The organism is Metabacillus litoralis (genome assembly GCF_020524045.1).
In the GTDB taxonomy this organism is placed as follows: domain Bacteria; phylum Bacillota; class Bacilli; order Bacillales; family Bacillaceae; genus Metabacillus; species Metabacillus litoralis_C.
In genome coordinates this window covers 138,396-151,251 of the sequence record NZ_JAIVKL010000010.1, presented here as the reverse complement: position 1 = coordinate 151,251, position 12,856 = coordinate 138,396, and the positions used below count along the sequence as shown (strand labels likewise).

Genomic DNA, 12,856 nt, shown 5'->3' with positions numbered 1-12,856 from the left:
GCCGTCGCCGGGGAGGAAGCTAAGCCTCCTCGTAAGCTGCGCGCCTGTGGGGTCTCAGCCTTTCCTCTGCACCCGCAGGAGTCAAATGTCTTCCGCTCCATTCCACTAGTTCTTAAAAATTGTATGCAATATCAAAAAATCTAATTGAAGACAACAAATAAAAAGCCGAAATACTAGGAGATTAATAAAATTAAATATCTCCTAGTATTTCGGGTTTCATTAGGTTAAATACTTATGTCCCAGCCCCTCTCCCTAAGAATGTTTCATTATTAGGAAATCTTTATTAAAAACTTACAATGACGATCTCCCTCAGTTTGGCAACAAGTTCTATTAATATTTTCTGTGCCAATGACTTCTTTAAACATAGCTGTTTCACATCGACATGCTACCTTGTACTCTTTTGCTACAGATAGAATTGGACAATTATATTCTGTTAGTTCATATGTGTTGTCATCTATTTTCAAAAGCTCAGCCATATAGCCTTTTTCGTTTTGAATGTTGACCATTTCATTAAGCTTTTCAACTGAATGATGTTTATGTTGCATTCGAGTCTTATATTCTGTGCTTAGTCTTGCTTCTCTTTTTTTAAATAGAAGATCAATTGTTTCTTCTCCATGTAACTCTTTAATATCGTTAAGAAAATCAACACTCATTCCCTCATAGTTTTTTGGGAAATACTCTGCTGCTTTGTGTGATAAAGAGTAAATTTGGAGTGGTCTACCCATCGGCTGCTTCAGTTCAGATGACAAAATAAAGCCATCTTTTTCGAGGCTTGTCAAATGCTTTCTTACTGCCATATGCGTAATATTTAGATGTGAAGTTAATTCATTTACAGTTAAAGAGCCTTCTTTTTTTATCAAATTCAGTATTTTATCTTTTGTACTTTTTTGTGCAATTGTCATTATAAAACCTCCTTTAGATGCAGTTAGGAGAAGGTGGAAATTTAGAATTGAGCTTCAAAAATAGTTAAAATTTATTATACCACAAGGTATAAAATGTTGAAACGAATTGGATGCTTCATATTTTCATAAGCAAATAAATTGATCATATTAAAAATTTGATTTACTATAAATTTATACTTATTATACTAAAATGTATAAAAACAAATTTTGGAGGAATATCAAATGACAAACTACACTTTACCAGAATTAAACTATGAATTTAACGCATTAGAACCTCATATTGATCAACAAACAATGGAGATTCACTACGGTAAACATCATCAAACATATGTGAATAATTTGAATGCTGTTCTAGAAGGCAAAGAAGAATTACAAGCAAAATCATTAGAAGAATTAGTGAAAAATTTAGATGATGTACCTGAGGCAATAAGAACAGCTGTAAGAAACAATGGTGGAGGTCACCTTAACCACTCTTTATTTTGGGAGGTAATCGCTCCAGCTTCAGGTCAAAACACTATCGCTACAAACTTAGAAAAAGCTATTCATGAGTCTTTTGGGAGCTTTGAAAACTTTCAAAAAGAATTTACTACAGCAGCAATAACTCGTTTTGGTTCTGGTTGGGCTTGGTTGATTATTAATGAAGATGGAAAGCTACAGGTAACAAGCACAGCTAATCAAGATCATCCAATTATGGAAGGAAACCAAGCAATTTTAGGCTTAGATGTTTGGGAGCATGCTTATTACCTAAATTATCAAAATAGAAGACCAGAATATATCTCAAGCTTTTTTAATATAATCAATTGGAATGTTGTATCTGAGAAATACGAGCAAAATATCTAATTCTATCCTACGAAGGAATAAGGTGCCATTTAGGTACCTTATTCCTTCGTTAAATGTAGAGATTAACAAAGGGGTAATATATATGAATCAGCAAATAGTTGATATTACGATCATAGGTGGCGGTCCGACAGGATTATTTTCAGCCTTTTATGCAGGAATGAGAAAGATGTCAGTAAAAATAATTGATAGCTTAGGTCAATTAGGAGGACAGGTGGCAGAGCTTTATCCTGACAAATATATATATGATATAGGTGGTTTTCCTAAAGTATTAGGAAAAGACTTTGTCGAGAATTTAATCAACCAAGCTAATTATGCTTCGCCTGAGATTTGTTTGAATGAAACAGTAATAGATCTTGAAAAACATGGTGAAGTTTTCACATTAAAAACAAATAAGGGTGAACATTATACAAAGGCAATTTTGATCACTGGTGGAATTGGAGCTTTTGAACCAAGAAAATTACATCTTGAATCTGCTTCTTATTATGAAGGGAAAAATCTGCACTATTCTGTAAAAGATTTGCAAGAATTTAAGGATGCTAAAGTACTTGTTTGTGGTGGTGGAGATTCAGCTTTGGATTGGTCAATGATGTTAAATGAAATTGCGGAATCAGTTACTTTATGCCATCGACGAGGAGAATTCAAAGCACACGAAAGCAGTGTCGAGCAATTATATCAATCTACTATCAACATAAAGGTTCCCTATGTTATTAAGGAGCTAATTGGAAATCATGAGAAAATTAGCAAAGTTGTGATTGTTGATAAAGAAAATAATGAAGAAACAGTAGAAGTGGATTCTGTAATTGTTAATTATGGAAACATCTCTTCAATAGGTCCGATTAAAAGCTGGGGCTTGGAAATGGAGAAAAATTCAATTCTTGTGAATCCAAAAATGGAAACCAATATTGAGGGGATTTATGCTGCTGGAGATATTGCTACTTATGATGGAAAAGTAAAACTCATTGCAGTTGGATTAGGCGAAGCACCTATAGCCATTAATAATATAAAGAAATATATTGATCCAACTTCAAGAGTTCAACCACTTCATAGCACAAGTGTATTTAAATAGGGGGGACAAAGTATGAAGCTCGTTGGTATTTCTGGTTCAATCATAGGCTCTAAAACATCAAAAGCTGTTCATGAAGTGTTACAAACAGCAAAAGTAAAGGATGCAAGTATGATAACAGAGTTAATTGATCTAAAAGATTACAAGGTTGAGTTTGTTAATGGTAAACCATTGAATGATTATAATGATGATACGATCAAGGTTGTAACTACCATTCTCTCAGCAGATTTTCTTTTGATTGGAACACCCATATATCAAGCCTCCATTCCAGGTGTGCTGAAAAATCTGTTCGATCATCTCCCAATTGATGCTTTAAAGTCAAAAGTAACAGGAATTGTCACAACAGGAGGAACTGAAAAGCATTTTCTTGTAACAGAATATCAATTGAGGCCGATAATAAATTATTTAAAAGGCGTTGTTCCAGTAGGAAATGTTTACGTCCATAACCATGATTTTAGTAAAGATAATGAAATTACAAATACGGATATAATTAACCGAATTGATAGATTGGTTGAGGAAATGATTTATCTTCAAAATGGGATAAGTAATAGAGTGGAAAAATAGTAACTAAAGTTATTTTTTATAAATAGTGAGAACTACGATAAAATAGTGAGTATGTAGGGTTTAGATGTGTTAAATAGTAAAACACAATGATATATTAGCACGAATTCATAAAATATGTAAAAGTTTTATTTTTTCTTGGCATTTCAGCGTTTGGTTTTTTAAAAAAGGTTTTAAAGACAGACTATTTAAGGTTGATTGGAGCGGAAGGTGCGAGACTCCTGCGGGAGCAGTAGGACAGGTGAGATCCCGCAGGCGCTGTGCGCCGAGGAAGCTCACCGCCCGCCCTGCGGAAAGCGAGCAACCTGTAGCGGAAATCAGCCATCGCAATCCTTGTTATAAGGCAACAGGTATTAAAAAAGTAAATAATAAAAACGCTGTTGATTTTAATATCAACAGCGTTTTTATTATTTATTTATGCAAATTCCTTTATGAAATAATTCCTAACTTAAAAAGTGCTTGCCGCTGTAGCAGCTTTTCTTAAGCCTTCTTCAATAATATCTTTTGCACGATCAGGATATTGGTTATGACCTTCTATAATAACTTCCGTTGTATCAGTCACACCCCAGAAATTTAAAACTGTTTTCACGTAGTTTACTGACATCTCAGCTGCTTGTGCAGGACCTTCAGAATAAACGCCACCTCTTGCGTTTAACAAAGCAACTTTTTTGTCACCTTGAAGACCAATTGGGCCTTCAGCAGTATAACGGAAAGTTTTTCCTGCTTGACCTAGATAATCTAAGTAAGTGTGTAAAACAGCAGGAACAGAGAAATTCCATAATGGGAAAGCAAATACAACTTTATCTACTGCAAGAAATTGCTCAAGGTATTTGTTCACTATGTCTGTAGCTTTTTTCTCGTCAGATGTTAATTCAAGACCTTTACCTAGTTTGAACATACCGTTAATCATATCAGTGCTAAAATAAGGTAAGTTTTCTTTAAATAAATCTAGTTCAGTTATTTGATCATGTGGATTAGATTCCTTGTAACTATCTAAAAATGCCTGATAAAGTTGAACACTAACAGCCTGTTCAATTGGTCTAGAGTTTGCTTTTATAAATAAAACATTTGCCATTTAAAAATACCTCCATATAGTATGTGTTTTAAAAGGTTGTTATAGCAACCTTTGTGCGTAGTTGAAATTTGAACATTGTTTATCGTAGCATCTATTAGTTGTTATAGCAACTAATAAGTATTGATAATGTAAAATTTATAATACATTATCACGCATTTTAGTTAGAATTCTTTTTAATTCACATATTTCCTCTTTAGAGATACCTTGGCATACCAATTTATTAAAATCTTCTGTAATAGGTGTTATAGTAGCTCCGAGCTCTTTTCCTTTATCAGTTAAGTGTAACTGTAAAGAGCGACGATCACTTTGGCTAATGATTCTTTTTATAAATCCCTTATTTTCTAAATTAGAGACCATACGAGCTACATTGGTTTTATCCTTAAAAAGACGATCAGCAATTTCATTTTGAGTTATTCCGTCTTTTTCCCAAAGAAGCATCATAATTAAATTTTGTTCTGGAGCAAGATTAAAAGGTGCTAATTTATTTTTCACATAACTTGTTAAAGTCAAATCAGTTTTATGTATGAAAATACTTATATAATCATCAATAGAGACCTTCATTTGGATCCTCCATTTTATCTTTGTTGATCGAATTATATTTAATGGGACAGAAAATGTCAATTTTACATTTTCGCTCCATTAAACAATTATGGATTCAATTGCAATAAAACTTCGAAAAAACAGCGATAAAATCAACATGATATCTCGGATTGATAACTATTTAACACGAGATATATGATTTAACTCAATTTTTTATGGGTATAGTTAATTATATGAAGAAATTTAAGTTGAAATTTAACTAAAAGGAGATGAAAATTCATGACAAATCTTAAATTAGCCGTAATCTATTATAGTTCAACTGGTACTAATTATCAGCTAGCTCAGTGGGCTGAGGCTGGGGGAAAAGAAGCTGGTGCTGAAGTGAAATTGTTAAAGGTACCAGAAACTGCTCCTCAAGAAGCGATTGAATCTAATCCAGCATGGAAAGCCCATTATGAGGCAACAAAGGATGTTCCTGAGGTCACTTTAGATGATCTTGAATGGGCAGATGCAATTATTTTCAGTGTACCAACTAGGTTTGGTAATATGCCATCACAAATGAAAGCCTTCTTAGACACTACTGGTGGCTTATGGTTTAATGGAAAACTTGTTAATAAAACAGTAAGTGCTATGACATCCGCTCAAAATCCACACGGTGGACAAGAGTCAACCCTTTTAGCACTTTATACAACAATGTATCACTGGGGAGCAATTGTGGCAGCACCTGGATACACTGATCCTGTTACGTTTGCTGCAGGAGGTAATCCTTACGGAACAAGTGTATCAGTAAACCAAGATGGAGAAATGGTTGAAGATGTTCAAGCTGCAGTAATACATCAAGCCAAACGTACACTATCAATTGCTGAAAAACTAAAATAAACATAAGTACTTTAAAATTTAACTTTTAAATAGCTAGAATAGGGATATCTCACAAATGTGTCTTTATTGGGGTCTGACCCCAATTGAGGCAGTTGAGATATCCCTGTTTTATTATGGCAATTATGGTATATGTATTGTGGTAATGTTGCGTAGAGCTTAGAATACTTATAGTGAGGTGAATAACATGAACTACAAGAAAAAATTGATCATTGTGTTTACAGCTGCAGCGATAATAAGTGGTTGTTCAAATAATAGTGATACTAATGAAAAAGATGATCATACCGGTCATGGTGAGCATCAAGAGCATGTGATAAATGATATAAGAGAAGAAACAGCTGGAATAGATACGTTACCAACATTTTTAAATGAAAAATCTGAAAATATTCAAGTCGTTTATCAAGCCGCAGCTCAGCATAAAGATATTTTGGAAAATATTCCTTGTTATTGTGGGTGTGGTGAGAGTGCAGGTCATAAAAGTAGTTACGATTGCTTTGTGTTTGAAAACAAAGAAAACGGGAGTATCGTTTGGGATGATCATGGAACAAAATGTGGAGTTTGTTTAGAAATTGCTGCCCAATCTATTGTTGATTTTCAAGAAGGAAAGTCTGTTAAAGAAATTCGTTCCAAGATTGATGATTTGTATAAAGAAGGATATTCGGAGCCTACACCAACACCAGAAGTTTAAAGGTTGAATAGTTATTGAAGACTAAGTAAATTGTGCATAGGGCTCTTTTAGCTCCTCTAAGCGCAAACACGCTTAGTCTTTTATCGTAATAAAAATATCTATTTACATGATCATGTTCTGAAATACTAATTATTTCTCATATACTTCTACAGAAAAGGCTATGTTAAAGCTTATTGTTGATCTAACCAGTTAACGGGAAATCAACAGCAATGTTTAACAGCACCATAGAATAAGAAGTTGAGGAGGGTGATGAAGTGCGATTACCTGCTTCTGATCTTGGGTTAATGGCAGAGCATCTAGCAGCACATGAGGGAATAATTAATAAATTTAAAAGAGATTATTTAGTCATACAAAATCCAACATTAAAACAGCTTCTTTATACTTCAATAACAATTATGAGAGATCATGTCCGGGTGATGTTAGCCTTAATTGATCCACAAAATAACGGGACAGTTCATCTTGCAAATATTCCTATTCAACAAGAAGAATTTGTTTATCATAACATGTCGGAAAAGGAAAAGCATGTTGCCTTAGAAGCAAGAGCTACTTCTAAAGCTATGGCCAGTGATAACTTCACTTCTGCTCTTAGAATGAAAAATACCAATGCTAAGCATGTGCATGTTGAAATGGCTAAACAACAAGTTAAACTTCAAGGTTTATATAATGAAATGATTCAGCAAATCAACGGGGACTATACACCAAAAGCAACAGAAAAAGAACAGATTAAGACCTTCCAAAAATATTTTCATATTCTCAAAGAATGAGGAAATATATGAAAAACGTATCTTGAAAAAGTGCGTTTTTTATTTTGGGAAATTTGTTTCCTTATACTTATACCTTTACATCCTCTAATCTAATTCACGATAAGGTATTTATATATGTTGTGGCTTTTACTCATATATATCCTTATTTATACACATTTATCTATAAATTGGGATAAAATTCATGATAAAATAGTACTATAAAATATTACTAGATTTAGGGTGACATCATATGCATATCGTTCGCGACTTATTTGTAAATATCAATATCTTAATAGCACTTGTCTTCGCATATAGTCAGCTATTAAACTGGACATTTTTTCAAGGTCTTAAACCTTTCTCCCGTAAAATAGCAGGAGGTCTAGCAAGTGGTGTTTTAGGTGTCATATTAATGCAGTTTTCTATCCAAGTAACACCTGAGACAATCGTTGATTTTCGACATATACCAATTATACTTTCGATGATTTATAGTGGAACAATTCCAGCAATCGTCAGTGCATTACTCATAATCATTGCTCGTTTTTTTATCGGAATTAATTTATCTTCTTTTGTTGCCCTTCTTTATGTTGTCATTGTAACAATTGGTTTTTATTTCATAAAAAAACTAAAAATCAAGAGAGTGTATAAATTTCTATGGATGCTATTTCATGCGAACGTTATCTTTTCTTTTGTGATTGTTTTTTTAGTTCCTGAATGGGATGTACTGAAAAGTCTAGTACCATTATTTTGGGTACTTTCGTTTATTGGTGGATTGATAGGCTATTATTTCGCAGAACACTTAAGAAAAACTCACAAACTATTTCAACATTATAAAGCACAGTCTACTAAAGATTTCCTAACAGGGTTATGGAATGTTCGCTATTTCAACGAAAACTTAAAAGCAATTTATGAAGAGGAACATATCAAAAAACATTCTCTATTATATTTAGATATAGATTATTTTAAAAGGGTGAATGATACATATGGTCATAGCGAAGGGGACGAGGTATTAAAGCAAATAAGTAATATCATGGTAAGTCATGTAAGACCTAATGATCGCTGTTATCGTAAAGGTGGAGAAGAGTTCAGTATTATCCTTCCAAACAGTACGTTAACGAAAGCACAAGAAATTGCTGAACGAATTCGAAGAGCGGTTGAAGTACACCCTTTTAAGCTTACATCTGGAAAAGTCATCTTTGTTACAATTTCAATTGGTATTTCACATTATCCAACCATTTCACAGAACGGAATGGAATTGGTGGAAAACGCTGATGAAGCATTATATCTTTCAAAGGAAAGTGGAAGAAATAAAGTCTCTATTGCACCAATCAATCAATCTGGTACTCCTTTAGCAAAGTAGCTAGTTTATGTTGGAGAGAAGATAAAACGAGGCTGCGACTTAATTAATGAAGTCATACAAAAAGACGAATAAATCTCTAAATTCAGTTAAGCTTAAAGAAACAAGTTCGTTCCATTGCGCTGCAAACACACCATTCGCCGGGGAGGAAGCTGAGCCTCCTCGGCGCTTCTCGCCTGTGGGGTCTCAGCCTTTCCTCTGCACCCGCAGGAGTCGAGTGTCTTCCGCTCTATTCCACTAAGTTCTTTAACATAGTTTCCGAAATCATAAATCTATTAAAGACAGCAGATAAAAACCCGAATTATTAGGCGCATAATTAATTGAAATATCGCCTTATAATTCGGGTTTATCATTAGTTAAAATACTTATGTTCCAGCCTCGTTTTTAATCTATAGTGATAGTGAGTTGAATTCCAAAAATTACTGCTCTAGAACATATTTTTTAATTGCATGAGCAACACCATTCTCATTATTAGTTAATGTGACAACATCAGCCATTTTCTTTACGGTTGGATCACCATTACCCATTGCTATTGAAAGGCCTGCAACTTCAAGCATAGGAACATCATTAAAGTTATCACCAATCGCAACAGTATGTTCAATCGGAATGTTGAAGTATTCAGCCATTACTTTTACTCCATTCCCCTTATGTCCATTCGTATCCATAATTTCAATATTGTATGGACCAGAAGTTGTAATAGCTATGTTTTCGATTTGCTTTAGTGTTGCTGTTAGTTCATCTTTTCCTGATAGTGTTGGGACAAAGAACTTTTGAATGGTTACATCTTCGTTTGTAAGTACTTCATCGATTGTCGTGAAATGCTTAATTGTTTCCGTTTCTTTAGGTTGCTCTGTCATAAATTTGTATTCTTTTTCTGTTAAACCAGAGGCTATATCAGGATTTTGTTCAAGAAATACTAACATCCGTTCCGACCATGTTGAAGCAACAAATATTCCCTTACTTGAGTAGATTTTAAAAGGGTATTTATTGTTATTTAAGATTTCTGCAACACTTCGAACGGTATCTTTGTTAATAGAGATTTGGCTTAATAACTTTCCATCCGCTATAACCATTGTTCCGTTACTACCACCAACAGGACATTGTAATGGAGTTTGATCAATGACCGTTTTAATATCTTCTGGAGCACGACCTGAACAAATCATTACGATGTGTCCGGCTTCTTGTGCTGCTTGAATGGCTTGAATGTTTTCTTGTGAAATTTCAATGTTAGATGACAATAACGTTCCATCAAGGTCAATGGCAATTAATTTTTTCATAGTTAGTTTTCTCCTTTATCGTTCGTTTTTCATAATTTATGTAGGTAAAGAATTGTTGAACTTAGTTATCTATTATGACATATTTTTAATTATTTATTGTAGAAAATGATTTAAATTATTTCGTTACTTTCTTTGATCACTTTTGATTTTTATGAAAAAAAGATATACTTGCCAAGAGAAAAGACTTTTATAGGAGTGTGGAATAATGGTTCGTTTTGGTGTCATTGGTACAAACTGGATTACAGAAAGCTTTTTAAGTGCGGCAAGTAAAGTAGAGGGATTTTCACTTACTGCCATTTATTCAAGAACAAGTGATAAAGCAGAAGAATTTGCAAGCAAATATGATGTGAAACATACATATACAGATTTAGAAGAGTTTGCTAAAAGTACTGAATTTGATGCTGTTTATCTTGCTAGTCCAAACGCACTTCATGCTTCACAGGCTATTTTATGTATGAAAAATGGTAAGCATGTTATTTGTGAAAAGCCGATTGCTTCTAATACAAAAGAAGTGACTGAAATGGTTAAGGTTGCTGAAGAAAATTCAGTTGTTTTAATGGAGGCGATTAAAAATACGTTATTACCTAATTTCCTTGCGATCCAAGAAAATCTTCATAAAATCGGTAAAGTGAGACGCTATTTTGCAAGCTATTGTCAGTATTCTTCTCGCTATGATAAATATAAACAAGGAACGATATTGAATGCATTTAAACCAGAGTTTTCAAACGGATCATTAATGGATATCGGAATTTATTGTGTTTACCCAGCAGTTACATTATTTGGAGATCCTAAGGAAATAAAAGCATCGAGTTATATGCTTGAATCTGGTGTTGATGGTGAAGGTAGCATACTACTAACATATGATGAAATGGATGCAGTTATAATGTATTCAAAAATTACAAATTCCTATGTGCCTTCTGAAATTCAGGGTGAAGAAGGAAGTATCATAATCGATAAAATACATACTCCTGAAAGTGTAAAAATTCACTATAAAGATGGAACAGTGGAAGATATCTCAAGAAAACAAGACTCTGAAAGCATGTATTATGAAGCAAAAGAATTTATCGAACTCATTCAAGCTAAAAAACGACAATCGAAACAAAACTCACATAAGAACACACTTATTACAGCAAACATCCTAGAAACAACTCGTAAGCAAATAGGATTGCACTATCCAGCCGATAAATAAAATTTAGTATTTACAAAAATTGGGGTCAGTCCCTCGCTACTTTAAAGAGGTGAGGGACTGACCCTTTTTCCTTAATAAGAATCTGTTGAGTGCCCTTCATTTTCAGCTTGTTTCACTGCTGATTCTGTTTTTGAATCACTCATTTTTGCGTTTTTAAGACCATCTTGTACTCTTTTACCATAATCTTCGTCACATTTATAAAACATGTCAACCATAGTATCTTTGATTTCCTGGTGGCACATTTTTAAATTTTCAACAATGTTCATAATCAATTCATCACGCTCTAAATCAGAGAATTCACGGTATGTTTCACCAGCTTGTTTAAAGTTATTTTCACGGTCAATTTTTTGACGAACTAGCTTTCCTTCGACAGGTGGTTGATGATCTTTTCCATCTTGTTTTGCTTCTTTTAACCCACCAAGAATAGATGGCTCATAGTTCACATGAGGATTTTGTTGTTTTCCCATATCAACTTTATATTCCATTTGACCATCACGTTGATTTGTTGCTACATGTTTTTTAGGAGAATTAATCGGCAATTGTAGATAATTTGAACCTACACGATAACGCTGAGTATCTGAATAAGAATAGGTTCTTCCTTGCAATAGCTTGTCATCTGAGAAGTCTAAGCCATCCACTAATACACCTGTACCAAAAGCAGCTTGCTCTACTTCAGCAAAATAGTTTGTAGGATTTTTATCTAAAACCATCTTACCTACAGGAACCCAAGGTATCTGATCCTTCGGCCAAATTTTAGTAGGATCTAAAGGATCAAAATCAAGCTCTGGATGATCAGCATCACTTAAAATTTGGACAAACATCTCCCACTCTGGATAATCTCCGCGCTCAATTGCTTCGTATAAATCCTGTGTACCATGATTGAAATTTTTCCCTTGAATTTCATCAGCTTCTTTTTGTAGTAAGTTTTTGATACCTTGCTTTGGTTCAAAGTGATACTTAACAAGTACAGCTTCTCCATCTTCATTAACCCACTTATATGTATTAACACCAGATCCTTGCATCTGTCGATAATTAGCGGGAATACCCCAAGGTGAGAATAAGAATGTAATCATATGCATTGCTTCAGGAGTTTGACTTATAAAATCAAAAATTCGTTCACTATCTTGTATATTTGTTACAGGATCTGGCTTAAACGCATGAACAAGATCAGGGAATTTTAGAGGATCACGGATAAAGAAAATTTTCAGGTTATTACCAACTAAATCCCAGTTGCCGTCTTCTGTGTAAAATTTAATAGCAAATCCACGTGGATCACGTAAGGTTTCAGGTGAATGTCCGCCATGGATGACAGAAGAAAAACGGACAAATACAGGAGTTTGTTTACCTTTTTCCTGGAAAAGCTTAGCACGAGTGTATTTTGCGATAGCTTCTTCACCAAAAGATCCATATGCTTCAAAATAGCCATGTGCACCAGCACCACGAGCATGTACAACACGTTCAGGAATTCGTTCACGATCGAAATGACTTATTTTTTCTAGAAAATCATAATTTTCTAATGTTGTGGGACCACGGTTTCCAACAGTACGCACATTTTGATTATCAGTTACTGGATGTCCTTGTCTATTTGTTAGTGTGTCATCACTTTCATTGCTGCTCATTCGATTGTCCAAAGAATCTCCAACACTTTCAATAGATGTTCCAAATTCTTCATTATTAGATGAATCCTTCTTCAAATGTATTGCCTCCTTTAATAAAAATGGCATGTTTAAACAAAATGCTGTTTTGAA

The 12,856-nt window shown here is 34.0% G+C and carries 13 protein-coding genes; 8 read left to right on the top strand and 5 right to left on the bottom strand.

What is annotated here, in order from left to right; genetic code table 11:
• Positions 1-269: 269 nt before the first annotated feature.
• Positions 270-902 (bottom strand): helix-turn-helix transcriptional regulator, encoded by a 633-nt coding sequence (locus LC076_RS16160; RefSeq protein ID WP_226670134.1) that lies wholly within the window; start codon positions 900-902, stop codon positions 270-272.
• 222 nt (positions 903-1,124) lie between these two features.
• Here LC076_RS16160 and LC076_RS16155 point away from each other — a divergent pair, with 222 nt between their 5' ends.
• The 3 genes from LC076_RS16155 to LC076_RS16145 all read left to right on the top strand — a co-directional run bounded on the left by LC076_RS16155 (position 1,125) and on the right by LC076_RS16145 (position 3,369).
• Positions 1,125-1,742: a superoxide dismutase gene (locus tag LC076_RS16155; protein WP_226670133.1), complete on the top strand. Its 618-nt coding sequence runs from the start codon at positions 1,125-1,127 to the stop codon at positions 1,740-1,742.
• A gap of 82 nt (positions 1,743-1,824) precedes the next feature.
• Entirely contained in the window at positions 1,825-2,808 is a 984-nt protein-coding gene (locus LC076_RS16150) for an NAD(P)/FAD-dependent oxidoreductase (RefSeq protein ID WP_264191580.1), read from the top strand.
• A gap of 12 nt (positions 2,809-2,820) precedes the next feature.
• Positions 2,821-3,369, top strand: coding sequence for an NADPH-dependent FMN reductase (locus LC076_RS16145; RefSeq protein ID WP_226670132.1), 549 nt, complete (start codon positions 2,821-2,823; stop codon positions 3,367-3,369).
• A gap of 445 nt (positions 3,370-3,814) precedes the next feature.
• Here the strand turns inward: LC076_RS16145 and LC076_RS16140 are convergent, their stop codons facing one another.
• A complete protein-coding gene (locus LC076_RS16140; protein ID WP_226670131.1) occupies positions 3,815-4,441 on the bottom strand; it encodes an FMN-dependent NADH-azoreductase in 627 nt (208 codons plus the stop codon).
• A gap of 135 nt (positions 4,442-4,576) precedes the next feature.
• The gene (locus LC076_RS16135) at positions 4,577-5,002 is read right to left on the bottom strand and encodes a MarR family winged helix-turn-helix transcriptional regulator (RefSeq protein WP_226670130.1); all 426 of its coding nucleotides are present in this window, start codon (positions 5,000-5,002) and stop codon (positions 4,577-4,579) included.
• Positions 5,003-5,260: 258 nt separating this feature from the next.
• Here LC076_RS16135 and wrbA point away from each other — a divergent pair, with 258 nt between their 5' ends.
• The 4 genes from wrbA to LC076_RS16115 all read left to right on the top strand — a co-directional run bounded on the left by wrbA (position 5,261) and on the right by LC076_RS16115 (position 8,645).
• The gene (gene wrbA / locus LC076_RS16130; protein WP_226670129.1) at positions 5,261-5,860 is read left to right on the top strand and encodes an NAD(P)H:quinone oxidoreductase; all 600 of its coding nucleotides are present in this window, start codon (positions 5,261-5,263) and stop codon (positions 5,858-5,860) included.
• Positions 5,861-6,044: 184 nt separating this feature from the next.
• On the top strand, positions 6,045-6,545 hold the full coding sequence (locus LC076_RS16125) for a PCYCGC domain-containing protein (RefSeq protein WP_226670128.1): 501 nt from the start codon (positions 6,045-6,047) through the stop codon (positions 6,543-6,545).
• Between the two features lie 254 nt (positions 6,546-6,799).
• Complete coding sequence (locus LC076_RS16120; protein ID WP_226670127.1) at positions 6,800-7,309, top strand: hypothetical protein; 510 nt, start codon at positions 6,800-6,802, stop codon at positions 7,307-7,309.
• Positions 7,310-7,538: 229 nt separating this feature from the next.
• Positions 7,539-8,645, top strand: a complete 1,107-nt coding sequence (locus LC076_RS16115; RefSeq protein WP_226670126.1) for a diguanylate cyclase — start codon at positions 7,539-7,541, stop codon at positions 8,643-8,645.
• A gap of 416 nt (positions 8,646-9,061) precedes the next feature.
• Here the strand turns inward: LC076_RS16115 and LC076_RS16110 are convergent, their stop codons facing one another.
• Positions 9,062-9,919 carry a Cof-type HAD-IIB family hydrolase gene (locus LC076_RS16110; protein ID WP_226670125.1) on the bottom strand — a complete coding sequence of 286 codons (858 nt, stop codon included), beginning with the start codon at positions 9,917-9,919 and terminating at the stop codon, positions 9,062-9,064.
• Positions 9,920-10,124: 205 nt separating this feature from the next.
• On the opposite strand from LC076_RS16110, the gene LC076_RS16105 reads away from it, so the two are divergent.
• Complete coding sequence (locus tag LC076_RS16105; RefSeq protein WP_226670124.1) at positions 10,125-11,108, top strand: Gfo/Idh/MocA family protein; 984 nt, start codon at positions 10,125-10,127, stop codon at positions 11,106-11,108.
• 71 nt (positions 11,109-11,179) lie between these two features.
• Here the strand turns inward: LC076_RS16105 and LC076_RS16100 are convergent, their stop codons facing one another.
• Positions 11,180-12,727, bottom strand: coding sequence for a catalase (locus LC076_RS16100; protein WP_226670163.1), 1,548 nt, complete (start codon positions 12,725-12,727; stop codon positions 11,180-11,182).
• Between the last annotated feature and the right edge of the window lie 129 nt (positions 12,728-12,856).

Coding starts and splice junctions, on each gene's coding strand:
- LC076_RS16160 (WP_226670134.1), bottom strand. CDS start 902: ATGACAATTGCACAAAAAAGTACAAAAGATAAAATACTGAATTTGATA.
- LC076_RS16155 (WP_226670133.1), top strand. CDS start 1,125: ATGACAAACTACACTTTACCAGAATTAAACTATGAATTTAACGCATTA.
- LC076_RS16150 (WP_264191580.1), top strand. CDS start 1,825: ATGAATCAGCAAATAGTTGATATTACGATCATAGGTGGCGGTCCGACA.
- LC076_RS16145 (WP_226670132.1), top strand. CDS start 2,821: ATGAAGCTCGTTGGTATTTCTGGTTCAATCATAGGCTCTAAAACATCA.
- LC076_RS16140 (WP_226670131.1), bottom strand. CDS start 4,441: ATGGCAAATGTTTTATTTATAAAAGCAAACTCTAGACCAATTGAACAG.
- LC076_RS16135 (WP_226670130.1), bottom strand. CDS start 5,002: ATGAAGGTCTCTATTGATGATTATATAAGTATTTTCATACATAAAACT.
- wrbA (WP_226670129.1), top strand. CDS start 5,261: ATGACAAATCTTAAATTAGCCGTAATCTATTATAGTTCAACTGGTACT.
- LC076_RS16125 (WP_226670128.1), top strand. CDS start 6,045: ATGAACTACAAGAAAAAATTGATCATTGTGTTTACAGCTGCAGCGATA.
- LC076_RS16115 (WP_226670126.1), top strand. CDS start 7,539: ATGCATATCGTTCGCGACTTATTTGTAAATATCAATATCTTAATAGCA.
- LC076_RS16110 (WP_226670125.1), bottom strand. CDS start 9,919: ATGAAAAAATTAATTGCCATTGACCTTGATGGAACGTTATTGTCATCT.
- LC076_RS16105 (WP_226670124.1), top strand. CDS start 10,125: ATGGTTCGTTTTGGTGTCATTGGTACAAACTGGATTACAGAAAGCTTT.
- LC076_RS16100 (WP_226670163.1), bottom strand. CDS start 12,727: ATGAGCAGCAATGAAAGTGATGACACACTAACAAATAGACAAGGACAT.